Genomic DNA, 26,774 nt, shown 5'->3' with positions numbered 1-26,774 from the left:
CTCAAATTCCTGAAATATCCGCGAGTTCCTTAGGCAGGGCAGCGGCCCAGTAGGTGATGCTGCCAGCCCCCAAGAGAACCACAAAATCGCCGGGCTGCGCAATCTTGCTGACGACCGGCGCAATTGCTTCCGGACCGGCGACGTAACGGGCGTCACGATGGCCGCCGGCCTTGATGCGATCCACCAGTTCCTCGGAGGTTGCACCGGGGATCGGATCCTCGCCGGCCGCATAGACCGGCGCGATCAGGATCGTGTCGGCATCGTTGAAGCAGGCGGAGAAGTCTTCGAGCAGGCTTGAAAGGCGGCTGTAGCGATGCGGCTGGTGCACGGCGATGATTCTGCCCTGGCAGGCCTCGCGCGCCGCCTTCAGCACCGCCTTGATCTCGACCGGATGGTGGCCGTAGTCGTCATAGACGCGTACGCCGTTACACTCGCCGGTAAGGGTGAAGCGGCGCTTGACGCCGCTGAAGGAGGCAAGACCCTTGGCGATCGCTTCCGGGCTGATGCCGAGGCGCTGGGCAACCGCAATGGCCGCAGTCGCGTTCGAGACGTTGTGGCGGCCGGGCATCGGCAGGCGCAGGTCCTTCATGGTGATCACCTGGCCGGTGCGGCGGCGGCGGATCTCGATGTCGAAGACGGAGGTGCCGTTGTCCATGCGGATATTGTGGAAGCGCACGTCGGCCTGCGGGTTCTCGCCATAGGTGACGACCTTGCGGTCCTCGATCCTGCCGACCATGGTCTGCACTTCCGGATGATCCAGGCAGAGCACGCCGAAACCGTAGAAGGGCACGTTCTCGACGAACTGGCGGAAGGCCGCGCGCACGGCGTCGAAATTGCCGTAGTGGTCGAGATGTTCGGGGTCGATGTTGGTGACGATGGCGACATCGGCCGGCAGCTTCAGGAAGGTGCCGTCGGATTCGTCGGCCTCCACTACCATCCACTCGCCCTCGCCCATGCGGGCATTGGTGCCATAGGCGTTGATGATGCCGCCGTTGATGACGGTCGGATCGAGCCCACCGGCCTCGAGCAGCGCGGCGACCATGGACGTCGTCGTCGTCTTGCCGTGCGTGCCGCCAATCGCGATCGCGTTGCGGAAGCGCATCAGTTCGGCGAGCATCTCGGCACGACGTACGACGGGCAGGAATTTTTCGCGCGCGGCGATCAGCTCCGGATTGTTCTTCTTGATCGCGGTCGAGACGACGATCACCTCGGCATCGCCGATATTCTCGGCCTTGTGGCCGACGAAGACCTCGATGCCCTTGGCGCGCAGGCGCTGCACATTGGCGCTATCGGCCTGGTCGGAGCCCTGGACGCGATGGCCGAGATTGTGCAGCACCTCGGCAATACCGCTCATGCCTATGCCGCCGATACCGATGAAATGGACCAGCCCGATGGTTTTCGGCATTTTCATGAGCGTGTTTCCCTGAATTTCTCGACTGTCAAACCGCTGGCAATAGCCTCTACGAGGGATGCAAGCAAGCTCGCTGCGTCCGGCTTGCCGGTTTCCCGGGCGTTTGCCGCCATCTGGGCGAGCGATTGTGGGTTATCGACCGCATCCTTGAGGATGCCGGCAAGACGGTCTGCCGTCAGTTCGGACTGGGCGATCACCCGTGCGCCGCCCTTGGCGGCGAGTGCTGCGGCATTGGCCGCCTGGTCGTGATCGAGCGCGTAGGGATAGGGCACCAGGATCGCCGGACGGCCGATGACCGAAAGTTCCGAAACCGTCGAGGCGCCGGAGCGGCAGATCACGAGCTGCGCGCCGGCGATGCGCTCGGCCATGTCGGTGAAGAAGGGCGAGACCTCGGCCGGTACGCCAAGCTGCTCGTAGGTCGCGATCACGCCGTCCTTGTCTTCCGTCCGCGCCTGCTGGGTCACCTTGAACCGCTGGCGAACCGCGTCGTCGAGCCGGCAGATCGCCTGCGGGATCGCCTTCGAGAAATATTGCGCGCCCTGGCTGCCGCCAAAGACGACCAGGTGGAACGGCGCATCGCCGCCGGCGGCGGCATAGGGCGTCTTGGCAGCGGCAAGTACCGCCGGACGAACCGGATTGCCGGTTGTCACGGTCTTCGCGGCAAAGGCACCCGTACCTTCCGGCAGGAACCCGCCGGCGATCGCCTTGACGCGCGAGGCCAACGCCTTGTTGGCGCGGCCCATGACCGCATTCTGCTCATGGATCAGCGACGGCACGCCCATGCCGGTGGCGGCAAGAAGCGGCGGCACGGTCGGATAACCGCCGAAGCCGACGACGGCCTTCGGCTTCAGCCGCGCGATCAGCTTGCGCGCAGCACGCATGCCGGTCCAAAGCGTCCACAGCGACTTCGCCACGCTGATCGGGTTTTTCGAGCCGATCGTCGCCGAGGGCACGACATGCACTTCGTCGGCCGGAAACTTGCCGGCATAGCGTTCGGCGCGGCTGTCTGTGACGAGATGCACCGAATAGCCATTGGCTTTCAGTTCATGGGCCAGCGCCTCCGCCGGAAAGAGATGGCCGCCGGTACCGCCGGCGGCAAGCAGGATGATGCCTTTAGTCATGTTTTACTCCGCCGGCACGCCGATGCCGGACCGAAACAGGCTGCGCTCCACGGCGCGCTTCTCCGGACGGTGACGCGTCAGCGCCAGGATGAAACCGGCGGTGACGCAGATCGCCACCATGGACGAGCCGCCATAGGAGATCAGCGGCAGGGTCATGCCCTTGGCCGGAAGCAGTTCGAGGTTCACGCCGATGTTGATCATCGACTGGATGCCGATCTGGAGAACCAGGCCGGCGACGGCGAACCGGTTGAAGTCGTTGCGTTCGCGGAAGGCATGGTTGAGGCCGCGCATCACCAGGAAGGCGAAGATCAGCACGATGACCATGCAGAAGACGATGCCGAATTCCTCGGCCGCAACGGAGAAGACGAAGTCGGTGTGGCTGTCCGGGATGATGCGCTTGACGATGCCCTCGCCCGGGCCGCGCCCGAACCAGTCGCCGCGGATGATCGCCTCGCGTGCCGTGTCCATCTGGAAGGTATCGCCCTCGCCCGTCAGGAACTTGTCGATACGGGCCGCGACGTGCGGCAGCATCGTATAGGCGACGAAGAAGCCGCCGACCGCCGCGCTGCCGAGCAGGATGATCCAGAGCCAGGGCATGCCGGCCATGAAGAACATGCCGCCCCAGACCGCGGTCGTCAGGATCGTCTGGCCAAGGTCGGGCTGGGCGACGAGAAGCGCCGCGACGATGCCGAAGAGCAGGATGGCAAAGAGATTGCCCGGGATTTCCGGCTGGCGCGCGTGCTCGGAGAAGAGCCAGGCGCAGACGACGACGAAAGCCGGTTTCATGAATTCCGATGGCTGGATCGAAATGCCGGCGATCGAAAGCCAGCGCATCGAACCCTTCACCTCTTCGCCGATGAAGAGCACCAGCACCATCATCGCCAGCGAACCGCCGAGAAGCAGGATCGCGGCACGCCTGACCTGGCGCGGCGAGAGGAAGGAGATGCCGACCATCACCACCAGCGAAGGCAGCAGGAAGAGCGCATGGCGCTTGACGAAGTGGAAGCTGTCGAGGCCGATACGCTCGGCGACCGCGGGGCTTGCGGCGAAGGACAGCATGAAGCCGACGCCCATCAATAGGATGAAGGTCGCCAGAAAGAACCTGTCGATCGTCCAGAACCAGTCGGCCACGGGGCCACGTTCGGCTCGGCTTACCATCTTGTCAGTCCCCTTCTCCGGCGCCCATCGCGCCCCACGTCCGAAACCTCGGTATCACCGCCTGGCCCTGGCGCCGGTTGGCGCGCTGGACCGGGCAGCGTCAGATCAGCATCGTCACGCCTTCGATCGCGCGCACATGGCCGACAAAGGCATCGCCGCGTACCTCGAAGTTCTTATACTGGTCGAAGCTTGCGCAAGCCGGGGATAACATCACCGCCGAAGGGCCGGCTTCGTCCCTGCCGGCCTCGGCCGCCGCATGCGCCACCGCCTGTTCCAGCGTGCCCGAAATCTCGTAAGGAACTGTTTCGCCGAGCGTCGCCGCAAAGGCGGGCGCCGCTTCGCCGATCAAATAGGCCTTGACGATCTTCGGGAAGAAGGGCGCAAGCGTCGTGATGCCCCCCTCTTTCGGCAGGCCGCCGGCGATCCAGTAGATCCGCTCGTAGCTCGAAAGCGCCGGGGCCGCCGCGTCCGCATTGGTCGCCTTGCTGTCGTTGACAAAGACGACCGTGCCCTTGCGTCCAACCGGCTGCATGCGGTGCTTGAGGCCCGGGAAGCTCTTGAGCCCAGCGCGAATCTCCGCCTCGCTGACGCCGACCGCGAGGCAGGCGGCAATGGCCGCCGCCGCGTTCTGGGCATTGTGGCCGCCGCGCAGCGTCTGGATGCCATCGAGATCGACGAACAGGCTCGACGTGCCGCCTTCGGCTCTCATGATGCGCGAGCCTTCGGCATAGAGACCATTGGCGAGCACATGGCGGCGCGAAATGCGCACCGTCTTCGTGCCGGCGCGTTCGACGCGGTCGGCGATCAGCGCCGAGAAGCTGTCGTCGACGCCGACGATGGCCGTGCCGCTGCCGGCGACCAGCCGCTCCTTGATGTCGGCGTAATGCTGCATGGTGCCGTGGCGATCGAGATGATCAGGCGTCAGATTGAGGAGAATGCCGGCGGTCGGGTTCAGCGTCGGCGCGAGGTCGATCTGGTAGGACGAACACTCGACCACGTAGAAGCGACCGGCTTTCGGGGACCCAAGGGTCAGCACCGCCGTGCCGATATTGCCGCCGAGCTGGGTATCGCGGCCGCTTTCCTTCAGAATATGGGCGATCAGCGCCGTGGTGGTCGATTTACCGTTGGTGCCGGTGATGGCGATGAAAGGGCAATCGGGCGCATGGGCGCGGCGCTCGCGCACGAAGAGTTCCACGTCGCCGATGATCTCGACGCCGGCTGCATGGGCGAGATCCACCGTCCAGTGCGGCTTCGGATGGGTGAGCGGCACGCCGGGCGAAAGTACGAAGGCGGCAAAGGCGGCCCACTCGACCGTGCGCAGGTCCGCCGTCGGCACGCCGGCGGCCGCAGCCTTGGCGACGCTATCCGGATTGTCATCCCAGGCGGTGACCTCGGCGCCGCCGGCGACCAGCGCCTCGGCCGTTGCAAGCCCCGAACCGCCGAGACCGAAGAGAGCGACCTTCCTACCCCTAAATGTGGTGACCGGGATCATCGTCCGCTCACCGCAGCTTGAGGGTGGAGAGGCCGATCATCGCCAGGATGACGGCGATGATCCAGAAGCGGATCACGACCTGGCTTTCGGTCCAGCCCTTCTTTTCGAAGTGGTGGTGGATCGGCGCCATCAGGAAGACGCGTCGGCCGGTGCGCTTGAACCAGAAGACCTGGATGATGACCGACAGCGTTTCCATGACGAAGAGGCCGCCGATGATGACCATGACGATCTCGTGCTTGACGGCGACGGCGACGGTACCGATCAGGCCGCCAAGGGCGAGCGACCCGGTGTCGCCCATGAAGATTGCCGCCGGCGGCGCGTTGAACCACAGGAAGCCGAGACCGGCGCCGATGACGGCGCCGAGGATCACGGCGAGCTCGCCGGTGCCGGGCACGAAATGGATCTGCAGGTAGTTGGCGAAGACGGCGTTACCGGCGAGATAGGAGATCAGGCCGAAGGCGGCCGCCGCGATCATCACCGGCACGATCGCAAGGCCGTCGAGACCATCGGTCAGGTTCACGGCATTGCCGGCGCCGACGATGACGAAACCGCCGAACAACACGAAGAAATAGCCGAGATTGAGAATGAGGTCCTTGAAGAAGGGGAACGTCACCGAGGAGCCGAAGGTCGAGCCGGCCGCACCGCTCGAAAGCGAGGCCTGCATCATGAAAAACACGGCGACCGCCGCGATGACGAATTCGATGCCGAGGCGCGCCTTGCCGGAAAAGCCCTTCTCCGATTGCTTGGTGACCTTGAGGTAGTCGTCATAGAAGCCGATGGCGCCGAAGCCGAGGGTGACGAGCAGGGTCGAGACCACATAGACGCTCGAAAGATCGGCCCAGAGCAGCGACGAGACGACGATGCCGGCAAGGATCATCAGGCCGCCCATGGTCGGCGTGCCGGCCTTCTTGAAATGCGTCTGCGGCCCGTCGGCGCGGATCGGCTGGCCCTTGCCCTGGCGAATGCGCAGCGATGCGATCATTGCCGGGCCGAACAGGAAGACGATCATGGCCGAGGTGAAGAGCGCCGCACCGGTGCGGAAGGTGATGTAGCGAAAGAGATTGAAAAACTGAAAGTGGTCCGCCAGTTCCACGAGCCATATGAGCATAAGGGACCTTTCCCCAAAGGTTTTAGTAATCCACGTCGTCCAACAGAATCATCTGAAAAACGATACGCATTACAGCGCCGCGCGTCTAACGAGACGCGCAAAGGTCGCTGTAACATTTTGGTCCGCTGCACAATTCCTAAATCGATTCCGAATTAAGGAATTATGCGGCAGCATGCGAAAGTGTTAGGGCGCCCACCTAACTCCAGGCTGTATCCACCGCGCCTGTATCCACCGCGCCTATCATGGGCGGCAGCGCCGGCACTGTTTTGCGCCGGTTATCCCTCGGCCACGGATACTTCGGCTTGCGCCGCCGGATAGGCTTCGATCAGTGCCTGCACGATCTTGGCGCAACCGGTCCCCTTCGACGACTTGACCATGACGACGTCGCCAGGCGCGACCGCGGCCAGCGCATAGGACTTCAGGTCCTCGACGCTCTCGCGGTAGATCACGGAGACCTCCGGCGGCAGGGCATCACGCAGATGCGCCATCAAAGGCCCGGCAAGCCAGACATCGGTGATCCCGGCCTCGACGAGCGGCCGGGCGAGTGCCGCATGCACGTCGGCGGCATGTTCGCCCATCTCCAGCATGTCGCCGAGCACGGCGATACGGCGGCCGCCGGCCGGCGGTTCGCTGTCGCGCAGAAGCGCGATCGCCGCCCGCATCGAGCTCGGATTGGCATTGTAGCTCTCATCGATAAGTTTCAGCGTGCCGGTCCCGATCGCAAGCGTATGGCGCCGGCCCCTGCCCGTTTCGGCCTGCATGGTCGCAAGCGCCTGAGCCGCATAGTCGAGATCGGCGCCGGCAAGCTTCACCGCCGCCAGGACGGCAACGGCATTTTCCGCGATGTGCCGCCCGGGCGCGCCGATCGCCACTTCCAGCGTCCGGCCGCCGATGCCGGCCCAGAGAATGGAGCCTTCCGGACCGCCGCTGAATTCGACCAGCCGGAATTCAGCCTTTGGATTGGCGCCGAAGGAATGGATATGGCTGACGCCGGCCGCGGCGGCGGCGTTTTCCAGAAGCTTGTACTGCGGGCTGTCATGAATGATCAGCGCATGGCCGCCATTGACGACGCCCTCGAAGATCTCGGCCTTGGCCTCGGCGATCTGGTCGAGGCTCTCGAAATTGCCGAGATGGGCGGCGGCGATGCTCGTCACCATGGCCACATGCGGCCGCACCATGGCGGTCAGCGGCCGGATCTCGCCCGGGTGGTTCATGCCGATCTCGAAGATGCCGAAATCGGTTGCCTCGGGCATGCGCGCCAGCGTCAGCGGCACGCCCCAATGATTGTTGAACGAGGCGACCGACGCATGCACGCGGCCCTGCGGCTTAAGCACATGGCGCAGCATCTCCTTGGTCGTGGTCTTGCCGACCGACCCGGTGACGGCGATGATCTTGGCGGCGCTGCGGTCACGCGCCGCACAGCCGAGCCGGATCATCGCTTCGAGCACGTCGTCGACGACGATCATCGGTGCATTCAATCGTCCGAGCGCCGGCAGCTTGCCTTCGCTGACGACGAGCACCGCCGCGCCGTTGGCGAGCGCGATGCCGGCATAGTCGTGACCATCGACCCGGTCGCCCTTGATCGCGAAGAAAGCCTCGCCCTTGCCGATCGAGCGGCTGTCGATCGAAATCCCCGAGATGCCCTCGGGCAGGTTGCCAACCGGCCGGCCGTTCATCGCGGCCAGGAGATCGCTGCTTGTCCAGAGCCAGTTCAAATCACAAGCCTCCCAATGCCTTGCGGACCTCCGCATGATCCGAGAAGGGCAGCGTCACGGAGCCGATCGTCTGGCCCTCCTCGTGTCCCTTGCCGGCGACGATCAGCGTGTCGCCGGTCTTCAGCATGCCGACCGCCGTGCGGATCGCCTGGGCACGGTCGCCGATCTCGATCGCGCCCTTGGCGGCAACCATGATTTCGGCGCGGATAACCTCGGGGATTTCCGAACGCGGATTGTCGTCGGTAACGATCGTCACGTCGGCAAGCCGCGTGGCGATCTCGCCCATGATCGGGCGTTTGCCCTTGTCGCGGTCGCCGCCGCAGCCGAAGACCACGACGACGCGGCCGGTCGTGAACGGACGCACCGAGGCGAGCACGTTTTCCAGCGCATCCGGCTTGTGGGCATAGTCGACATAGGCGAGCGCGCCATCCTTGGTTTGGCCGACCAGTTCGAGTCGGCCGGATGCGCCCTGCAGCTTCTCGAGCGCGGAGAAGGCGGCCTTGGCGCTGATGCCGGTCGACATGGCGAGACCCGCCGCGACCAGCGCATTCGCCACCTGGAAATCGCCGGCGAGCGGAATGTGGATTTCGAAGATGTCGTCGCCGACATGCACTTCGGCCGATTGCTTGTGGCGGAAATGCTCGACGCGCTTCAGCGAGATGAAGTCGCCCTTGCGGCCGACGGTGCGCACGTCGAGCTTCGCCTTGCGGGCAGCGGCGATCGCCTGGTCGGACCATTGGTCGTCGGCAAAGATCACCGCCGGCGCGCCCTTCGGCAGGAGCGCATTGAACAGCCGCATCTTGGAGTCCATGTAATGCTCGACCGTCGGATGGTAGTCCATGTGGTCGCGCCCGAGATTGGTGAAGGCGGCGGCCGAAAGGCGCACGCCGTCGAGACGGCTCTGGTCGAGGCCATGGCTGGAGGCTTCCATCGCCGCATGGGTGACACCGGCATCGGCCAGTTCGGCGAGCAGCTTGTGCAGCGACACCGGATCGGGCGTCGTCAGCGAGCCGTAATCGTTGCGACCGGGAGCGACGACGCCTGTCGTGCCGATCATCGCGGCAGTCAAGCCCGAATGCGCCCAGATCTGGCGGGTGAAGGAGGCGACCGAGGTCTTGCCGGCGGTGCCGGTCACGGCAACCATGGTCTCCGGCTGGCGGTCATAGAAGGCGGCGGCGGCACGCGCCAGGAAAGCGCGGGGCTCCGAGAGCTTCAGCACCGGCACGGACGAGGCATCCACGTCCGAGCCCGCTTCCGTGACGACGGCGACCGCGCCGCGCTTCAGCGCGTCGGTGATATAGGTGTTGCCATTGGCCTTGCTGCCGGCAACCGCGACGAAGAGATCCCCTGGCTGAACCTGCCGACTATCGGCCGTCAGTCCGGCAACGTCGATTTCGGCGGCAGCGCCGCTCAATTGCGCCGAAAGTTCCGGGAAGTTCGATCCCGCCAGCTCTTTGATCTTCATGAACGCACGTCTCGCATCGATTTCGATCCGCAAGAATCGCGAATCGTCCGCTTTCTCATTTCATGTCTAATAAGACACAAGCAAGGCAGAACCGTCTTCTCCAAACTTTGGTTCGACACCGAGCAGCGGCGCGGAGCGGCTGATGATGTCGCGAACCATCGGAGCTGCGTTCGAGCCTGCCGTGCGCCCGCCACCCTCGCCGGTCTTCGGCGCGTCGATGAAGGTGAGCACGATGTATTTCGGATTGTCGATCGGGAAGGCCGCGAGGAAGGCGTTGAAATTCTGGTCGCTGGCATAACGGCCATTGACCACCTTGTCGGCCGTGCCCGTCTTGCCACCGACATTGAAGCCCGGTACCAGCGCGCGCTTGCCTGAACCGGCAATGCCGTTCCAGCGCAACAGGAAGCGCATGTCGTCGCTGGTGCTCTTCTTCACCACCGGCGTGGCGACTGCGTTGGCCTGCTCCTCGGTGCGCGGCAGGAAGGTCGGCTCGATCAGCTTGCCGCCGTTGACGAGTGCAGCACCCGCAACCGCCGTCTGCAACGGCGTCGTCGAGACGCCGTGGCCGAAGGAGATGGTGACCGAGTTGATCTTCTTCCATTCGCGCGGCTGGCTGGGCGTCTTCACTTCCGGCAGTTCGGTCGGCAGCTTGGAAAGCAGGCCGAGGCGCGTCAGGAATTCCTTGTGACCGGGAATGCCGACGAGGTCGGCGATCTTGGCGGTGCCGATGTTCGACGAATACTGGAAGATTTCCGGAACGGTCAGCACGCGGCGCTTGCCGTGGAAGTCCTTGATGGTGAAGCCGCCAATGCGGATCGGCGCCGAGGCGTCGAAGCTGTCGTTCAGCGTCACCTTGCCGGAGTCGAGACCCATGGCGATGGTAAAGGTCTTGAAGGTGGAGCCCATTTCGAACGTGCCGTTCGACATGCGGTTCATCCAGCCTTCTTCCGCCCCTTCGGCCGGTTTGTTCGGGTCGTAGTCGGGGACGGAGGCCATGGCCAGCACTTCGCCGGTATGCACGTCGAGCACGACGGCGCCGGCGGCCAGTGCCTGAAAGTTCTTCATGCCGGCATCGATGACATCGCGCACGATGTTCTGCACGCGCACGTCGATCGAGAGTTTCACCGGCTCGAGCTTGGCGTCGCTGGTCATGCCGATCGCGGCAAGATCGGCGAGACCCTGGCTGTCGATATAGCGTTCCATGCCGGCAACGCCGCGGTTGTCGATGTTGACGTGGCCGAGGATATGCGCGGCGGTGTGGCCGCCGGGGTAGAAGCGGCGCTTTTCAGGACGGAAGCCGACGCCGGGAATGCCGAGCGCCAGGATGTCGCTCTGCTGCTTCGGCGTGAGCTGGCGGCGCAGCCACTGGAAACGCGATTTCGACTTCAGCTTGTTGTAGATCTCGCGGGTATTGATGTCCGGCAATACCGTCGCCAGCCGCTCCACCGCCTCGTCGGCATCGACGATCTTGTGCGGCTCGGCATAGAGCGAAACGGTGCGGATGTCGGTCGCGAGGATCTCGCCGTTGCGGTCGAGAATATCAGGGCGCGAGGCCATCAGGTTGTCGGCGCGGCCGATGCTCGAAACCGTTTCGGGCGCTGCCATGCCGTATTGCACGAGGCGGCCACCGATGACGGCATAGACGATACCGAAGCTCGCGATCACGATGGCGACGCGGTTCTTCGCCTGGTTGGTGGTCTTCTTGCGCGTCCCCTGGAAGGTGACGTTGAGGCCGCCTTCCGCCGGGCGGTTGTTGCCGCCTGCCGAGAAATGCGCCTTGCTCTTCAATACCATGATGCGGGAGAGAAACGACATCAGCGCGCCACCGAGCCAGTTGCCATGTTATCCGTCTTGTTGATGATGGCCGCGACGCCGTCCTTCGCAGCCTTTTCGTCTTCAGGCACCGGCAGATCCGCCTTCAGCATCGGCAGTTCCTGCGGCTGGGCGAGCTGCGTCGAAGGCGTCGGCTGAAGCTGCAGGTCGGCACCGAAAGCGCCGACGAGACGCTCCAGCCGGTTCGGCTGCGTCAAGAGCGCCCAATCGGCACGAAGCAGATCGATCGTGTCTTCCTCGAGCTTGATCGCCGCGTCGAGCTTGCGGACTTCCTCAAGCTTGTTTTCGGCGCGGTGCTTGATCGTATAGGTCACCGTCGCGGCAGCCGTCATGACGACGATCAGAACGATATCGAGCGTTCGAAGCATGTCTTGTCAGCCCCCCAACCTTGCAAGGCTCGCCAGTTCCGGCAGATTGAAAATGGATAGATCGTTTCCCGGCGACGCGGCTTGCGTGCGGATCCCGGCGCGCAGCTTTGCGGAGCGGGCGCGCGGATTGAGGGACGCTTCTTCCTCGCTGGCCGCCACCATAGGCTTGCCAACTGGCGTGAAGGTTGCGGCGCGCGCGGAAACCATGGGCAGGTGGCGCGAGCCGCTGGCCTTGCCGGAACGATCCTGGAAGAAAGCCTTGACGATGCGGTCTTCGAGCGAATGGAAGGTCACGACGACAAGGCGTCCGCCTGGCTTCAAGACCTTTTCGGCGGCGAACAGCGCCTGAGCCAGCTCGCCGAGCTCATCGTTGACGAAGATGCGCAGCGCCTGGAAGACGCGGGTGGCCGGATGGATCTTGTCTTTCGCCTTGCGCGGCGTCACCACCTCGATCAGGCCGGCGAGATCGCGGGTCGTCTCGAAGGGCTGCTCGGCCCGGCGCTTCTCGATCGCGCGGGCAATGCGGCCCGCCTGCTTCTCTTCGCCGAGAAAGCCGAAGATGCGGATGAGGTCGGAGACCTTGGCGCGGTTGACGACATCGGCCGCCGAAACGCCCGATGCCGACATGCGCATGTCGAGCGGCCCCTTCTTCTGGAAGGAGAAGCCACGCTCGGCTTCGTCGATCTGCATGGAGGAGACGCCGATATCGAGCACCACGCCGTCGAGCCCTTCGGCCGGCGCATGGGCGGCAAGATCGGAGAATTGCGCATGAATGAGTTTCAACCGGCCGCCCCATTCGGCGACCTGCTTCTCACCTGCAGCGATCGCCGTCGGATCGCGGTCGAGCGCGATGACGTCGGCACCGGCCTTCAGGATTGCCGAACTGTAGCCGCCGGCTCCGAAGGTACCGTCGAGGATGACCTTGCCGGGTGCAGGCTCGAGCGCTGCAAGAACTTCCGGCAAGAGGACGGGAATGTGACGAACCGGTCCGCCTTCGGCTTCAGGAATACCTCCGCCTTGTTCCGTCACCATTCCGCCTCTCCATTCTAGTCTGGACGCAACCCCCGTGACTTGCGCCCTTCCCGGGCCACCGCCTGCGCCTTGATGAAGGCCTGCGGCTCCCAGAGCTGAAAATAATCGCCCCGCCCGACAAACATCACGTCGGTCGAGATTCCGGTGAAGTCGCGGATGAAATCCGTCACCATCAACCGACCTTCGGTATCGAGCTTCACGAAGACGCCTCCACCATGAACGAGCAGCGACATCTCGTTGGCCACCGGAGAAAATGGATCCTCGGCCGCCATCTGCTTCTCGAACCGATCCAGAAGTTCCGGCCCGCCGACGCTGATCGCCGGAAAGACGAAATCCTGAAAACAGTATAACTCCCGGACGCCCCCATCCGACAGCACGGAACGAAACGCCGAGGGAACGGAGACCCGCCCCTTCGCATCGATCCGATTGGCAGCATGTGACAAGAAGCGGTTCATAACGCGAAACGGCCGCCCAAGACTGACGGGCCACGATCATCGACCCGCGCGAACACGTCACCGCACATGCAAGACACCTCTGCCGGACACTGGAATGCCCGCCCACCTTCCGAAGCCGGAAGGCATTGGAATCTTGCGATGTCGGGCCGCGAAGCAGCCCCTGCGCAGTGCCATTATGGGATATCATGGGACCATATGGGCGTCAATGGGAATGGGTTCGTAAACAGCCGCCGAGCTGATCAAATATTGATAGGTTGTTAAGTTTAACGAAGGGTTACGAAGAGACCCCACCGTCCGGGAATGCGATGGTCGAACGGCTTCAGATCGTTGAAAAATCAGAATGTGAGAAAAGCGCAGCAATGTGACCTGCGCAGAGTGTTCCGCGCGCCGTCGCGAAACGGGAAGGCGCAACGGCAGCGAAAAATCCGCGCGCAAAACGGCGCCACCGACGCGAAAAATGAGGCATGCCTAACCCGATTTGCGAGCGCTGATCCGCGAGCTCAAGGTGCGTTTTCGTCGAGTGTCCGGTAGCAGGCATCCATGTCGCCCACGTCTCGTTTTGCGAGCGTGGACCACTTGCCCTGGTCGAAGCGGAAATGCTCGACGGTGCATTTCTGCGTTTCGTAACTCGCCCATTGAGCAACGACGAGCGCACTGTCGAGGACGTACCTCAAGCTGAGATACATGTTGTCTTCGCCACCGCGCGGAAAATCGAACATCTGCCCGGTGCGGTTGTTTGCAACCATCGCAAAGGAGCAGCCGGCACCGCAGCCAACCTGGATGATCGTATATTCACCGGCAAAATTCGGGCCTTCCTTCATGCCGTTGCGGATGCGCGTGCGAAAGGACGCAAAGTCCTTGTCCCGCCCCTTGAAGTCCGGCGCCTTCGCCTTGCCCTTGTAGATCCTGGTGACCGGAAACTGCTCGGGCCGCGGATCGGTCGTCTGCGCGAAGGCCGGCGGTGTGCATAGGAAGGCGGATAGGAGCGCCGCAGGAAAGATCGAACGACCGCAGGCAAAGGCAAATCTCGCAATCATGCTGCGGACCCTTCCAAGAAACGCACCACATCCTCACCCAGAGGAACGGGCAATCGGACCGCTTGTCAATTCAGCGTCGCCGTGGTGCGTCGGTAAGAGAAATCGCCAGTTGGCCTGTAAGCCGGGTTCTGTATGGCCCCGCCACCCGAAGGCAACGGAACGTGGCAGCCATTCATCTGGGACTGCGCTTGCACGCAGCCTCTTGCAACCCACCCGGATGACTGGCCCGGAAACAGGCTGAGCGCTTGCGCGCCCGCGTCATCCCTATTCGGTCTTGCTCCCGGTGGGGTTTACCGTGCCGTCCATGTCGCCATGTCCGCGGTGGGCTCTTACCCCACCCTTTCACCCTTACTCCGCGAGCGGAGCGGTTTGCTTTCTGTGGCACTTTCCCTGAGGTCACCCTCGCCGGACGTTATCCGGCACCGTGCTTCCGTGGAGCCCGGACTTTCCTCCCCCCGCGACCTTTCGGCACTTGCGGAGAGCGGCTGCCCGGCCAACTGGCACGCGCTCCTTAACGCAAGCCCCCGCCTTGCGCCAGAAAAAACGGCAGGTTTTTTCGGCAGCCAACAGGGCAGATCGGATCGACCTGAATGGACGATGCCCTGACCTAGCGAAACGCGACGGAGAAATCCGCGTCGTATTCGGCCTCGTCGATCCGGCCGTCGAGCACGAGGACCGCGCCGAGCCGACCGATCTCGTCGGAACTCTTCGCCGCCTGGCCGTTGCCGCCGGTGACGACGGCGATGCGGCTCCCCTCGGCAAAGCCGATATAGGGCCGCCCGTGCCGGGTGAACGAGGTGACGCAGGGCGAAAAATGGGTGGAAACCGGCTGCAAGCCCGGCATAACCTCGGCCAGCAGTCCGCGCAAGTGCTCTGCCGCTGCCGCACTGCCCGGCCCGCGGAACCATTGCCGCACCGCCGCTTCGCCGTCGAGGATCCTGTCGGTCGGATCGCCGCCGATCTTGATGTAGTGCTTGCCGTCCGCATAGCCGACCGGCGGCAGCAGGTAGTAGCTTCTCTCCTGTTCGGGCGCCGCGCCGATCAGCGACGGCATGCCCTTGAAACCGGAGAGATCACCGTTTGCGACCTCGGCGAAGAATACGGTTCGCGCCTTGACGGTGAGATCGATCGGCCGCGGCAAGAGCGCTGCCGAAATCGAGAACCCGCCGGCGGCAACGATCACCCGGCCGGCAGCGAAATGCTTTCCGTCGACCATCGTGACGACCACGCGGTCACGGTCCTCCGCTACGGCCGCAACCTCGCTGCGCACGATCCGGGCACCCGCCTTCTCGGCGCATACCGTCTGTGCCGCGACCAGCGCCCGCGGATTGATGTAGCCCGCCCCGCGCCTTTCGTGGACGCCGGCGGTGCCTGGCGGAAAACGGAACCAGGGAAAGCGCTGCGACAGCTTTTCGTCATCGTTGAGCGGCGCCTCGACGCCAAGCGCATCGCGCGCCTTTTCCACCTCCTCGATATAGTCGTAGGACGATCCGGGCACCGGCCCGGCGATCAGGCAGCCGACTTCGTGGTAGAAGACGATGCCGCTTTCGCCTTCAATTTCGCCGTAGCGCTCGATCGAACGCCTGGCGAGCCGCGCCCAGATCGGATCGTGGTCGATCGTGCGGGTGATGCGGGCATTGTCGTAATGGCTGGAAAAGACGCCGGTATGATTGGCCCAGTCCGTCGGCTCGTCCGGACCGATCAGCGCGACGCTGGCCCCCGAAAGCGCCAGGTGGCGCGCGGCCGCAGCCCCCATCATGCCCTTGCCGACGACAATGAAATCAAAGCTCTCCGACATGCCGCTCCTCGTCCTCTTGCTCAAGGGGAGATAGCACGCCGGCGCCGATATGGCACGATGGTTGTAGGGAATTCCGTGTGCGCCGGAACGCGATACCTGTCCGGCTGGAGCATCCGCCATCACCGGGCGCGGCTGGCGGATGAAGCTCTTTGGCTGCTGAGCGAAGTCTCGCTGCGCCGGTCAATCGATCGATCAGTCGATGATGTCCTGAACCTTGCCGCAGTAGCGCTTGGAAACCGGGTTCATGCGCTTGGCACCGTGGCCGGCATTGTATTTGAGAACCGTACCGCAGGTGGTGCCGCCGGACAGCTCATGCGCCACGGCAAGATACTTCATGCCGAACTTGATGTTGGTTTCCGGATCGTAGAGGCCCTTGGAGGAACCGGAATAGCCCATCATGCGGGCGGTGGAGGGCTTGATCTGCATCAGGCCGATTTCGCCGGCGCTGCCGCGCGCCTTGGGATTGAAGTTGCTTTCGACCTTGACGATCGCATGCGCCAGGTCGATCGGAACGCCGTACTGCTTGGCGTAGGTCTTGATCAGACCCGTATACTCAGCGCTCTGGAGGAGATCCGGCTTGGGATAGCCTGTGGTCCGGGTGACGGACTGGATGGATGAGGTCTTGATGGCTTCGTCGACATTCCCCGCATACGACGTACCCATCCCGGCGAAGAACATGCCAAGGCATGCCGCCACCGCAGCAACAGACGAGATTCTCATGTAGTTTGAATTCTCCGGTCTGGGGAATGGACCGAGGCGCACCCCGCCTCGAGCCTCACTTCCCGATCGTTTCATTCACAGGAAGTGAGCGTTGCGCCCTGATGCTCCTGCAGTTCCAATGGAGCGGGAAATGAATGCCGCATCATGGTAAACATGTGGCAAAGCTAAAAATTCATGCCACGAATTTCTGCAAAAGCGCCGTTATGACGAAAAAATCTTCCGCGTCAGGCGGTGAATTGCGGTAGGCCGGAGAGCAGGCGGTGCAGCGTATCGAGGGTTGAGATGTCGGCGATGCCGTCGACCCCTTGTTGTCGGAAGTGCCGCTGGAAAGCGGCAACGGCGCCTTCGGTCTTCTCACAGAATTCGCCAGTCACATCAATGCCATAGCCATAGAGCGACAGCATCGACTGGATGGCCTCCACCGGCTGGCCGCGGTCGCCGCGCTGAAAAAACCGCCCGCCGCCGATCGGAGCCGGCTCCACCCAGTGGCCGACCCCCTCGCGATGAAGAATGTGCCAGGGAAATTTTTCTCCCGGATCGACCTTGCGAATAGGGGCGATATCGCTGTGTGCGAGCACTCTTTCCGGCGCGATCGACCAGCGTTGGCCACAGTCGCGACACAATTCCACAACCGCCGCGATCTGCTTTTCCGGAAAGTCCGGCAACCCGCCCGGGTGGCCGGGATTGGCGATCTCGATACCGATCGAGCAGGAGTTGATGTCGGTCTCGCCCTTCCAATAGCTCTTGCCGGCATGCCAGGCACGGCGTGCCTCCGGCACGAGCTGATCGACGCGCCCATCCTCGTGGACGAAATAGTGGCTGGAGACCTGGCTCTCCTCGCGGCAGAGCCATTCGAGCGCAGAGGCCCCCGTCGGCATGCCGGTGTAATGCAGAACGATCATATCCGGGGCGCGCTGGCCGACGCGGTCGCCGAAATTGGGCGACGGCATGAAGCGTGCACCCGGATAATCGCAGTATTTCGAGGTCATGCGGCTCGGCGTTCTTTCTCGATCGCCTCATAGGCGGCATTCAGCGCCGCCATGCGATCATTGGCGATCGCGTGGAATTCTTGCGGTACGCCGCGAGCCACCAGCATGTCCGGATGGTTTTCGGAAACGAGCACCCGGTAACGCTTGCGGATATCGGCGAAATCATCCTTACGCGAAACGCCGAGAACCTGATAGGGGTCACGGCCGTCGCCGTGAACGTGACGGGCCATGATCCGCGCGAAATGCGCCTCGTCCATGCCGAAGATATCGGCCACGCGCATCAGGAAGGCGAGCTCGCGCTCGTGCACCGCCCCGTCAGACTTGGCGATATGGAAGAGGCCGTCGACAATATCCTCGAGGATCGGGCAGTTCTTTTCGCAGGACGAACACAGCGACGCCATCTTCTCGGCATAGGCCTCGTAACCGGCGACGTCCTGGCGCGCCAGATTATAGAGACGGGCGACGTTCTGCGCCTGATCCGGCGGAAACTGGAAAATGTCGCGGAAGGCGGCCACCTCGGCCTCGGTCACGATGCCGTCGGCCTTGGCCATCTTGGCCGAAAGCGCGATCATGGCGACGGAGAAGGCCACCTTGCGCCGTGTTTCCGGATCGCCCTCGAACAGGGTGCGCACGGCCTCGACCACGCCGGCAAGCGCATTGCCGGTGGCAGTAACGATCTTGAGGAGGCTGTCCCAGAATGACATACGAGGTTCCCTGTCTCTCCACCCTATAGCATGGACCGATGTGGTGGCAAATTGCAAGCGGTGGGCGGCCCGAACCACGAGGATGACGAATTTGTGATGGCCCCTCACTATTGTCAATCCATCTGTTGAACTTGCGACAGCCAGCCGACAGAAAGCTGTTACCGCGGGAACAGCCTTCAATAAAAAGGAGATGTCATCGCCGCCCTGAAAACCAGCAACTGCACCGCTCGCGGCCGCCTCAGCGCAGAACTGCCCGGATAGCGCCCTGCGACAATCCGCGCGCATCTGCCCTGCCCGGCCATGCAGCCTTCATTGGTTCCTGGCGGCAGCGCCTCGACACAACATCCACAGGCCCGTCATTTAATTTCCATCTGATTTGCGTTATGGAGGCCCCACCCATCGCATGCCAAAATCCCGAGGAGGAAACATGGCCAAGAAAAAAGTCGCAATGCTGACGGCCGGCGGGCTCGCGCCCTGTCTGTCATCCGCCGTTGGGGGTCTGATCGAGCGCTACACGGACGTCGCGCCCGAATACGAGCTGGTCGCCTATCGCTCCGGCTACCAGGGCCTGCTCTTGGCCGACCGCATCGAGATCACGCGCGACATGCGCGAGAAGGCGCACATCCTGCATCGCCATGGCGGCTCGCCCATCGGCAACAGCCGCGTCAAGCTCACCAACGCGGCCGATTGCGTCAAGCGCGGCCTCGTCAAGGATGGCGAGAATCCGCTGCGCATCGCCGCCGAGCGGCTTGCCAGTGACGGCATCTCGATCCTGCACACGATTGGTGGCGACGACACCAACACGACGGCAGCCGACCTTGCCGCCTATCTCGGCGCCAATGGCTATGACCTCACTGTGGTCGGCCTGCCGAAGACCGTCGACAACGACGTGGTACCGATCCGCCAGACGCTCGGCGCCTGGACGGCGGCCGACTACGGCGCCCGCTTCTTCGACAATGTGAGCAACGAGCAGAGCGCCGCACCGCGCACCCTGGTCGTGCACGAGGTCATGGGCCGCCATTGCGGCTGGCTGACGGCGGCCACCGCCCGCTCCTATATCCAGACGGTCGACGACAAGGAGTTCGTCGACGGCTTCATGATGAACCGCCAGATGAAGAACATCGATGGCCTTTACCTGCCGGAGATGAAGTTCGATCTGCAGGCCGAAGCCGATCGTCTGCGCAAGGTCATGGACCGCACCGGCTTCGTCACGCTGTTCGTCAGTGAAGGCGCCTGCCTCGATGCGATCGTCGCCGAACGGGAAGCGGCCGGCGAAACGATCAAGCGCGATGCCTTCGGCCACGTGAAGATCGACACGATCAATGTCGGCAACTGGTTCTCCAAGCAGTTCGCCGCTCTGCTCGGCGCCGAGCGCTCGATGGTGCAGAAATCCGGCTACTACGCCCGCTCGGCACCGGCCAACGGCGACGACCTGCGCCTGATCCAGAGCATGGTCGACCTCGCCGTCGAAAGCGCGCTCAACAAGGTCTCGGGCGTCACCGGCCACGACGAGGACCAGGGCGGCAAGCTGCGCACGATCGAGTTCCCGCGCATCAAGGGCGGCAAGCACTTCGACACCTCGGTCAAGTGGTTCGGTGAGGTCATGGACGTCATCGGCCAGAAGTGGCAGGCGCAGAACTGACAATCATAGGCTTCGGCGTGCCGCCCGTTGCGGCACGCCGAAAGCACCTGATTTCGAGATTGACGGCTCCGCGTTTCCGTGGCTGGCTCGGCATATTCATTGTCGAGAACCATCTACAGCGCCGCGCGTCAGGGCGCGCTAAGGTCGCTGTAGCACTTTAGACCGCTGCATAATTTTGTCCTTAAATCGCTCCCGATTTAAGGAATTATGCAGGAAACGCGGAGCCTTTTTCATGTCCTTTGAACATTGGTTTGCCTTTGCCGCAGCCTCTGCCGTGCTGCTCGCCATCCCTGGCCCCACCATTCTTCTCGTCATTTCCTATGCACTCGGCCATGGCCGCAAGACCGCCGGCGCGACCGTTGCCGGTGTAGCGCTCGGTGATTTCACCGCCATGACCGCCTCCATGCTCGGCCTCGGCGCGCTGCTTACGACCTCTGCCGCGATCTTCACCGTGCTGAAATGGGTGGGCGCCGCCTATCTCGTCTGGCTCGGCATCAAGCTCTGGCGTGCACCGGTGGCAGGCGGAGGCGACACCGACCTCGAAACCACCGCCACCGAGCGGCCGCTGCGCATCTTCTTCCATACCTATGCGGTGACCGCATTGAATCCGAAAAGCATCGTCTTCTTCGTCGCCTTCCTGCCGCAGTTCCTCGATCTGACGCAGCCGCTCTTCACCCAGATGGCGATTTTCGAGCTCACCTTCCTGACGCTGGCGATTCTCAATGCCAGCCTCTATGCAGCCCTTGCGACCGCTGCGCGCAGCACGATTTCTAGGCCGAATATCCGCCGGATCGTCAACCGCGCCGGCGGCTCCATGCTCATCGGCGCGGGGCTTCTGACGGCGACGATGAAGCGCGCCACGGCGTGAAATTGTCGCCTGCGCTTGCCGCCGCCAGCCTCATAGGTTAATGGAGATTCACTCTTGGCGGCTGGCAACCGCTGATTTGCAGGGGGCGACGGGGCCCAGAAGCACGAAAGTGACAGAATGGCGAAGTACCGTATTTCCCTTTCCAAACAGACGTTTGGCGTGGCAGCTATCCTGTCGGCGACCATCGTCTCGGGATGCTCTACGGTAGAGCACACGTCGCTCGAAGAACTGACCGCCGTACAGACGGTCACCCCACTCGCAAAGCCCGGCACGGAAATGACGGCCTACGCGCTGCCCACGCCTGACGGTGTGGCCACCGCGACGAGCGCCGCCCTGACGGCACAGACGACCGCCCAGGCATCGGGCATGGCTGCCACCTATCCGGTCGCGGCCGACCTGGCACAAGGCGCCGAAGCCGCCCCGGCGATGGTTGCGGTTCCCGCATCCAAGCCGGGCAGCACCATGGCGCTTGCCATGGTCGCCCCGACGACGCCTGCCGTCGCCAATGCAGAAACGGCAGCCGCCGCCGTTACCCAGGTTTCCGCCAATGCTGCGCAAGTGCCGGCACCGGCCTCTGCAGAAGTTGCGAGCAAGACCAGCCGCGTGCAGGATCTTCCGGTTTCGACGCTCGCGGTTGCCGCCGCGATGGAATCGGACTTCGACACCGGCGAGCCCGTCGGTCTCGAAACACTGGTCGCCAACCGCATGATCGTGCCGACCGAGCGCCCGAAGACAGGCGTCATCGGTTCGACGGTCGCAGCCGTTGCCAGCGTCATTCCGGATTCGATGAAGCTCAGCAAGGCGCCGACGAGCTCGCGTCCCGACCTCGACAAGCTGATCAAGTATTATGCCGATCTGAACGACATCCCGGTCGAGCTCGTTCACCGTGTCGTCAAGCGCGAGAGCAACTACAATCCGCGCGCCTACAGCAACGGCAATTACGGCCTGATGCAGATCCGCTACAACACCGCCAAGGGTCTCGGCTATGACGGTCCGGCGGAGGGCCTGTTCGACGCCGAAACCAACCTCAAATACGCGACGAAATATCTGCACGGCGCCTGGATGGTGGCCGACAACCAGCACGACAGCGCGGTCAAGCTCTATGCCAGCGGCTACTACTACCACGCCAAGCGCAAGGGCCTTCTCGAAGAACTCGGCATGAAGTGAGCCAAGGCCGCTTGAGCCGAGCTCAGGTGATTTTGCGAGGCGCTCAATCGAGCGCCTCTATTATTTTGGCGTTGAGTTTCTGCACGTCGTAGCCGAGGCGCGAGGGCGTCAGCCCCAGCCGGACCACCGCGAGCTTCAGAGAAGGCACCAGCATGATCGCCTGGCCGTCATGGCCGAGCATCCAGAACGCATCCGCCGGGAAGCGGCCCGAGCCTGCGCGGACACCGTTTTCCTCCAGCCACACCTGCCCCTGGCCATATTTTCCCTCCGAGGCCTTGGTTGGCCGACGCATGAAGGCGACGTAGTCCTTCGGCAGCATCGCCCTCCCCTTCCAGACGCCGTCCTGTAAAAGGAACTGCGCGAAACGCGCCCAGTCCTGCGCGGTCGCATACATGTAGGACGAGCCGACGAAGGTGCCGCTGGCATCGGTTTCGAGCACGGCGCTCCTCATGCCCAAAGGGGCGAACAGCGCATCATGCGGAAAGGCGAGTGCCGCCGCCGGATCGTCGAAGCTTCGCATCCAGAGGCGTGACAGCAGCGTGCTCGTGCCGCTGGAATAGCTGAACTTCTCGCCCGGATCGGATGTCAGCGGCTTTGCGGCCGCGTAGCCCGCCATGTCCTTTTCAAGATAGAGCATGCGCGTGACGTCGGTGACGTCGCCATAGTTCTCGTTGAATTCGAGGCCGCTCTGCATGCCCATCAGGTCGGCAAGCGTGATGCTTGCCCGCTCGTCGCTCGCCCATTGCGGCAGAAGCCCGGCGCGCGCCATCTCCATTTTGCCTTCAGCCACTCGCAGGCCGATCAGCGCCGCCGTGACCGATTTCGTCATCGACCAGCCGAGCAAGGGCGTCGAACGGTCGAAGCCCTGGCCATAGGTCTCGGCGATCAGGCGACCATCGCGGATGACGGCAATCGCCCGCACGCCCGGACCGGCGAGATCGGCATCCTCGACAAGCTTCTGCAGGGCGGGATCGATCGCGGCCCCTTCGCCCTCCGGCCAGGGTGCTCCGGCGGCGGGTGCGTCCACCACGGCCGCAGCCGTCTTGACCGGCGGCAAGCGCGTGCCGTCGCCGTCCGGCAGGCTTGCGCAGCCTGCGCCCGGTCTGTAGGCGGCGTATCCTGCGGCAGCAAAGCCGAGGATCTGCGCGGTCACCATCTGCCTCTGGGGATCGACGGCAACCTTCACCAGCTTCAGCAAGGGGTGGCCCGGCGCCTGGACGTCATCGGCCAGCACCGATTGGGCGTCCCGTTTTGCGATGAAGACATTGGAGCAGACGATCTTCGCCGCATAACCATCGCCGACCTTGAGAAGCTCAGGCGGCGCGATCGCAAGCCATGCGCCGATGGCGACGATGCCCAACACCAGCGCCGCACCTGATCTCCTCAATATGCGTCCCATGCGCTCCCTCCGGCCGTCTCACATTTCCTTGCAGCCGTGCGGGCCAAGGACAGATACCCGCAGCATTTCAAAGCGCTACAGCCGTTCTCGTGTCCGATTGGGCGCAGGCGCGCTGTCGAGTTTCAGAGAAAGAACCAGCATTTCGCCGCCGGGAAAAGCCCGGAAATTGCTGGTTTCCAATTTCTAGCCTGCGAGCGAAGGTCCGCAGTGCCCTGAAGCCTCCCGCGCGCACTTGGAATTACCTGAAGCCGAAAGATGCTCTCGAACCAGTCTGCCAGAGCGTCCATTGCGCGGTCATCCGAACGCACGGTGCTCTAGGCCGAGCGTCGCGAATCCGCCGCTTCGCCTGTCTCGAGCAATGCCGCCACATCCGTCAGCGCCGGCGATATCCAGGGACCGCGGACTTCCACGGCGCCGCTGGCCCGCGCGCAATCCATCTCGCTTTCCTTTTCGATGCCGCGCACGGCGATCGGCAGGCGCAGCACCTGGCCGGTCTTGATGAGGCAGGCAAGCAGCGCAACGCTGCGCTCGCAGCCGTGGGTGGCCCGGATGGCGGTAAGATCGATGGTCACCTGATCAGGCCGCAGTTCGGCAATCAGGTTCAAGGGCAAGGATGAGCCGGCGCCGCCGCCAAGCGCAATCCGCACACCAAGCGCGCGCACCCCCTGGAGGTTCCCCGAGATCAGGGCAAGATCCTCGCTCGAAAAGTCCCCGGCGATCTCGATCGTCAGGCGTCCCGGAGGCAAGCTCGCTTCGGCGAGGCATTGCTCGACCTGCGCGACAAAATCGCGATCCTTGAGCTGCGGAGCAAAGGGGGCGACAGTCAGCCCTGTCGGCGAAGCCCAGCGGGCAGCCTGCGTGCAGGCCGCCCGGAGTGTCCAATAGCCAAGCGAGAGCGTGCTCGCGCTCTTCTCGGACGGCTCTATGAAATCTTCCGCACCCATGACGCCGCGTAGCGGATGCCGCCAGCGCAGCAGCGCCTCGAAAGCACGGATGGCTCCGCTCGCCGTCCCGGCCATCGGCAGGAATTCGAGGAAGAATTCGTCGGCCGCGAGCCCGCGCGCCACGTCACGCTCGGCCTCCGCCCGCTGCCTGGCAGCGCGGGTCAGCGTCTCCGAGTGGAAGGCGTGGCTGTTGCCGCTCACCGCCTTCGCCTCGTAGAGCGCCAAGTCCGCGCGCTTCAGCACGTCGCCCGTCGCCGTATCGCTTCGCTCGATGAAGGCGACGCCGATGCTGCAGCCGGAAGCGACCCGTGCATCGCCAAGATCGAACGGCACTTCGAACAGTGCCTTTACCCGCATTGCGAGTATTTCCGCCTCAGCCTGCGATGACGCGCCGGCGGCTGCGAGCACGAACTCGTCTCCCCCCAGCCGGTAGATGCTCGCCTCTCCGGAGAAGGCGCGCCTCAGGCGAGCGCCAAAGAGCGCCAGCAGCCGGTCGCCGGCGTCGTGGCCCATCGTATCGTTGATCGCCTTGAACCGGTCGAGATCGAGAAGGAGCAGCGCATTGCGCTCGAAGGCGGCCCCTTCCACTGAAAGCGCCTGGCGAATGTCCGCTTCCAGCGCCGCGCGGTTTGCAAGCCCGGTGAGCTTGTCGCGGTGGACTTCGTGGCGCAAGCGCCGCTCGGCACGGCGCGCCGTATGCAGCTCGTGTTCGAGCCGGCGCGAGTAGCGCCAGCGATAGAAGGATCCGCCGAGGATGAACGGCATGGCGCCAGCCGCCAGCATTGCGGGAACATCCCAATGCGATTGTCTTGCAAGCACGGTTTCGGTCACCAGCCACGCCGCAGAAACCAGAGCCCCCAATGCCGCGCCGGCAGCCGCAAATCGCTGCTCGGGCTTCGGCAGAAACGTTCTTAACATCATGTCGACGCCCCCGAATATAAGGCGGTGCGTAGCACGCTAGGGTTTAATGATTTCTTATGGGTGAAAAATTGTATGGCGGCCGTTCGAGAGCCTTCCAGGGCTGTGGAAACCCCGTCATCAAAGTGTAGCGGAGTCACTTTAGAAGCGGCTAAGTTTCAACTGGATGACCGGCAGAGATGACCGAACTAGCCCCCGATGTTGGCTTTGGCAGAAAAAATCCGAAGCTGAAAAACGCGCTGCTCCAGCACAAGACCTTCTCCCTCGCCGGCCTATCCGAACGTCTCTTCGGCCTGCTCTTCTCGGGGCTCGTCTACCCGCAGATCTGGGAGGATCCGATCGTCGACATGGAGGCGATGCAGCTTAGCCCAGAGCATCGGATCGTCACCATCGGCTCCGGCGGCTGCAACATGCTGACCTACCTGTCGGCCGGCCCGCGCAAGATCGACGTCGTCGATCTCAACCCGCACCACGTCGCGCTGAACCGCCTCAAGCTCGCGGCTTTCCGCCACCTGCCGAGCCACAAGGATGTCATCCGCTTCCTGGCAACCCAGGGCACGGCGACCAACGTCCAGGCCTTCGATCTCTTCCTCTCTCCGAAGCTCGACACCGCCACGCGCAACTACTGGAACGGCCGCGGCATGACCGGCCGCCGGCGCATCGGCGTCTTCGGCCGCAACATCTATCGCACCGGCCTGCTCGGCCGCTTCATCGCCGCAAGCCATCTGCTCGCCCGCCTGCATGGCGTCAATCCGGAAGAGTTCGTCCAGGCGCGCTCGATGCGCGAGCAGCGCCAATTCTTCGACGAGCGCCTTGCGCCGCTTTTCGATCGTCCCGTCATCCGCTGGATCACTGGGCGCAAGAGCTCGCTCTTCGGGCTCGGCATTCCGCCGCAGCAGTTCGACGAGCTTGCAAGCCTCAGCAGCGAGAAATCGCTCGCCGCCGTGCTGCGTCACCGCCTGGAAAAGCTCACCTGCCACTTCCCGCTTAGGGAAAACTATTTCGCCTGGCAGGCCTTCGGGCGCCGTTACCCGCTGCCGCACGAAGGCGAATTGCCGCCCTACCTCAATGCCCGCGCCTATGAGGCGATCCGCAACAATGCCGAGCGCGTCGAGGTCCATCACGCAAGCTACACCGAGCTCCTGGCCAACAAGCCGGCCGCTTCCGTCGACCGCTACATCCTGCTCGATGCCCAGGACTGGATGACCGATCAGCAGCTCAACGACCTCTGGACCGAGATCACCCGCACCGCAGACAGCGGTGCCGTCGTCATCTTCCGCACCGCGGCTGAAGACAGCATCCTGCCGGGGCGCGTTTCTTCGGCCCTGCTCGATCAGTGGCACTACGATGCCGAGGGATCGGCCAAGCTCGGCGCCGAAGATCGCTCCGCCATCTATGGCGGTTTCCACATCTACCGGAAGAAGGCTTGA

Annotated in this window: 22 protein-coding genes and 1 other RNA gene; 4 read left to right on the top strand and 19 right to left on the bottom strand. The window is 63.6% G+C overall.

What is annotated here, in order from left to right:
* Position 1: 1 nt before the first annotated feature.
* The 17 genes from murC to ACQ5BM_RS00770 all read right to left on the bottom strand — a co-directional run bounded on the left by murC (position 2) and on the right by ACQ5BM_RS00770 (position 18,406).
* A complete protein-coding gene (gene murC, locus ACQ5BM_RS00850) occupies positions 2 to 1,411 on the bottom strand; it encodes a UDP-N-acetylmuramate--L-alanine ligase (protein WP_429806596.1) in 1,410 nt (469 codons plus the stop codon).
* Complete coding sequence (gene murG, locus ACQ5BM_RS00845; protein ID WP_429806595.1) at positions 1,408 to 2,532, bottom strand: undecaprenyldiphospho-muramoylpentapeptide beta-N-acetylglucosaminyltransferase; 1,125 nt, start codon at positions 2,530 to 2,532, stop codon at positions 1,408 to 1,410. The genes murC and murG overlap by 4 nt, the downstream gene beginning before the upstream one ends.
* 3 nt (positions 2,533 to 2,535) lie before the next feature.
* Positions 2,536 to 3,690, bottom strand: coding sequence for a putative lipid II flippase FtsW (gene ftsW, locus ACQ5BM_RS00840; RefSeq protein ID WP_247958386.1), 1,155 nt, complete (start codon positions 3,688 to 3,690; stop codon positions 2,536 to 2,538).
* 100 nt (positions 3,691 to 3,790) lie between these two features.
* Positions 3,791 to 5,182 carry a UDP-N-acetylmuramoyl-L-alanine--D-glutamate ligase gene (gene murD, locus ACQ5BM_RS00835; protein ID WP_429806592.1) on the bottom strand — a complete coding sequence of 464 codons (1,392 nt, stop codon included), beginning with the start codon at positions 5,180 to 5,182 and terminating at the stop codon, positions 3,791 to 3,793.
* A gap of 7 nt (positions 5,183 to 5,189) precedes the next feature.
* Positions 5,190 to 6,290 (bottom strand): phospho-N-acetylmuramoyl-pentapeptide-transferase, encoded by a 1,101-nt coding sequence (mraY, locus tag ACQ5BM_RS00830; RefSeq protein WP_429806590.1) that lies wholly within the window; start codon positions 6,288 to 6,290, stop codon positions 5,190 to 5,192.
* A 275-nt stretch (positions 6,291 to 6,565) separates the two neighbouring features.
* Positions 6,566 to 8,005 (bottom strand): UDP-N-acetylmuramoylalanyl-D-glutamyl-2,6-diaminopimelate--D-alanyl-D-alanine ligase, encoded by a 1,440-nt coding sequence (locus ACQ5BM_RS00825; protein ID WP_429806588.1) that lies wholly within the window; start codon positions 8,003 to 8,005, stop codon positions 6,566 to 6,568.
* Between the two features lies 1 nt (position 8,006).
* Complete coding sequence (locus ACQ5BM_RS00820) at positions 8,007 to 9,470, bottom strand: UDP-N-acetylmuramoyl-L-alanyl-D-glutamate--2,6-diaminopimelate ligase (RefSeq protein ID WP_429806586.1); 1,464 nt, start codon at positions 9,468 to 9,470, stop codon at positions 8,007 to 8,009.
* A 66-nt stretch (positions 9,471 to 9,536) separates the two neighbouring features.
* On the bottom strand, positions 9,537 to 11,285 hold the full coding sequence (locus ACQ5BM_RS00815) for a peptidoglycan D,D-transpeptidase FtsI family protein (RefSeq protein WP_429806585.1): 1,749 nt from the start codon (positions 11,283 to 11,285) through the stop codon (positions 9,537 to 9,539).
* Positions 11,285 to 11,671 (bottom strand): cell division protein FtsL, encoded by a 387-nt coding sequence (gene ftsL, locus ACQ5BM_RS00810; protein WP_429806583.1) that lies wholly within the window; start codon positions 11,669 to 11,671, stop codon positions 11,285 to 11,287. The genes ACQ5BM_RS00815 and ftsL overlap by 1 nt, the downstream gene beginning before the upstream one ends.
* A gap of 6 nt (positions 11,672 to 11,677) precedes the next feature.
* On the bottom strand, positions 11,678 to 12,703 hold the full coding sequence (gene rsmH, locus ACQ5BM_RS00805; protein WP_429806581.1) for a 16S rRNA (cytosine(1402)-N(4))-methyltransferase RsmH: 1,026 nt from the start codon (positions 12,701 to 12,703) through the stop codon (positions 11,678 to 11,680).
* 14 nt (positions 12,704 to 12,717) lie between these two features.
* Positions 12,718 to 13,158 (bottom strand): division/cell wall cluster transcriptional repressor MraZ, encoded by a 441-nt coding sequence (gene mraZ / locus ACQ5BM_RS00800; RefSeq protein WP_429806579.1) that lies wholly within the window; start codon positions 13,156 to 13,158, stop codon positions 12,718 to 12,720.
* A gap of 500 nt (positions 13,159 to 13,658) precedes the next feature.
* Positions 13,659 to 14,195: a hypothetical protein gene (locus ACQ5BM_RS00795; RefSeq protein WP_429806578.1), complete on the bottom strand. Its 537-nt coding sequence runs from the start codon at positions 14,193 to 14,195 to the stop codon at positions 13,659 to 13,661.
* Between the two features lie 101 nt (positions 14,196 to 14,296).
* Positions 14,297 to 14,696, bottom strand: an RNA gene (gene rnpB / locus ACQ5BM_RS00790) — RNase P RNA component class A.
* Positions 14,697 to 14,802: 106 nt separating this feature from the next.
* Entirely contained in the window at positions 14,803 to 15,993 is a 1,191-nt protein-coding gene (locus ACQ5BM_RS00785; protein ID WP_429806576.1) for an NAD(P)/FAD-dependent oxidoreductase, read from the bottom strand.
* A 192-nt stretch (positions 15,994 to 16,185) separates the two neighbouring features.
* Positions 16,186 to 16,713, bottom strand: coding sequence for a lytic transglycosylase domain-containing protein (locus ACQ5BM_RS00780; RefSeq protein WP_429806574.1), 528 nt, complete (start codon positions 16,711 to 16,713; stop codon positions 16,186 to 16,188).
* Positions 16,714 to 16,937: 224 nt separating this feature from the next.
* Positions 16,938 to 17,702: an N-acetylmuramoyl-L-alanine amidase gene (locus tag ACQ5BM_RS00775; protein WP_429806572.1), complete on the bottom strand. Its 765-nt coding sequence runs from the start codon at positions 17,700 to 17,702 to the stop codon at positions 16,938 to 16,940.
* On the bottom strand, positions 17,699 to 18,406 hold the full coding sequence (locus ACQ5BM_RS00770) for a TerB family tellurite resistance protein (RefSeq protein WP_429806570.1): 708 nt from the start codon (positions 18,404 to 18,406) through the stop codon (positions 17,699 to 17,701). Before ACQ5BM_RS00770 ends, ACQ5BM_RS00775 begins: the two co-directional genes overlap by 4 nt.
* A gap of 427 nt (positions 18,407 to 18,833) precedes the next feature.
* Here ACQ5BM_RS00770 and ACQ5BM_RS00765 point away from each other — a divergent pair, with 427 nt between their 5' ends.
* The 3 genes from ACQ5BM_RS00765 (at position 18,834) to ACQ5BM_RS00755 (ending at position 22,083) form a co-directional block, all read left to right on the top strand.
* Positions 18,834 to 20,048 carry a pyrophosphate--fructose-6-phosphate 1-phosphotransferase gene (locus tag ACQ5BM_RS00765; protein WP_429806568.1) on the top strand — a complete coding sequence of 405 codons (1,215 nt, stop codon included), beginning with the start codon at positions 18,834 to 18,836 and terminating at the stop codon, positions 20,046 to 20,048.
* A gap of 232 nt (positions 20,049 to 20,280) precedes the next feature.
* Positions 20,281 to 20,916 (top strand): LysE family translocator, encoded by a 636-nt coding sequence (locus ACQ5BM_RS00760; RefSeq protein WP_429806566.1) that lies wholly within the window; start codon positions 20,281 to 20,283, stop codon positions 20,914 to 20,916.
* 117 nt (positions 20,917 to 21,033) lie between these two features.
* Positions 21,034 to 22,083 carry a transglycosylase SLT domain-containing protein gene (locus tag ACQ5BM_RS00755; protein WP_429806564.1) on the top strand — a complete coding sequence of 350 codons (1,050 nt, stop codon included), beginning with the start codon at positions 21,034 to 21,036 and terminating at the stop codon, positions 22,081 to 22,083.
* A 43-nt stretch (positions 22,084 to 22,126) separates the two neighbouring features.
* Here the strand turns inward: ACQ5BM_RS00755 and ACQ5BM_RS00750 are convergent, their stop codons facing one another.
* Both ACQ5BM_RS00750 and ACQ5BM_RS00745 read right to left on the bottom strand, forming a co-directional pair.
* A complete protein-coding gene (locus ACQ5BM_RS00750; RefSeq protein ID WP_429806563.1) occupies positions 22,127 to 23,482 on the bottom strand; it encodes a serine hydrolase domain-containing protein in 1,356 nt (451 codons plus the stop codon).
* A 314-nt stretch (positions 23,483 to 23,796) separates the two neighbouring features.
* Entirely contained in the window at positions 23,797 to 25,347 is a 1,551-nt protein-coding gene (locus ACQ5BM_RS00745) for a putative bifunctional diguanylate cyclase/phosphodiesterase (protein ID WP_429806561.1), read from the bottom strand.
* A 176-nt stretch (positions 25,348 to 25,523) separates the two neighbouring features.
* Here ACQ5BM_RS00745 and ACQ5BM_RS00740 point away from each other — a divergent pair, with 176 nt between their 5' ends.
* Entirely contained in the window at positions 25,524 to 26,774 is a 1,251-nt protein-coding gene (locus ACQ5BM_RS00740; protein ID WP_429806560.1) for a DUF3419 family protein, read from the top strand.

The sequence above is a fragment of the Ensifer sp. B1-9 genome, assembly GCF_050474445.1.
In the GTDB taxonomy this organism is placed as follows: Bacteria; Pseudomonadota; Alphaproteobacteria; order Rhizobiales; family Rhizobiaceae; genus Ensifer.
The sequence above is the reverse complement of the archived record's forward strand: the minus strand, read 5'-3'. Positions and strand labels throughout refer to the sequence as shown.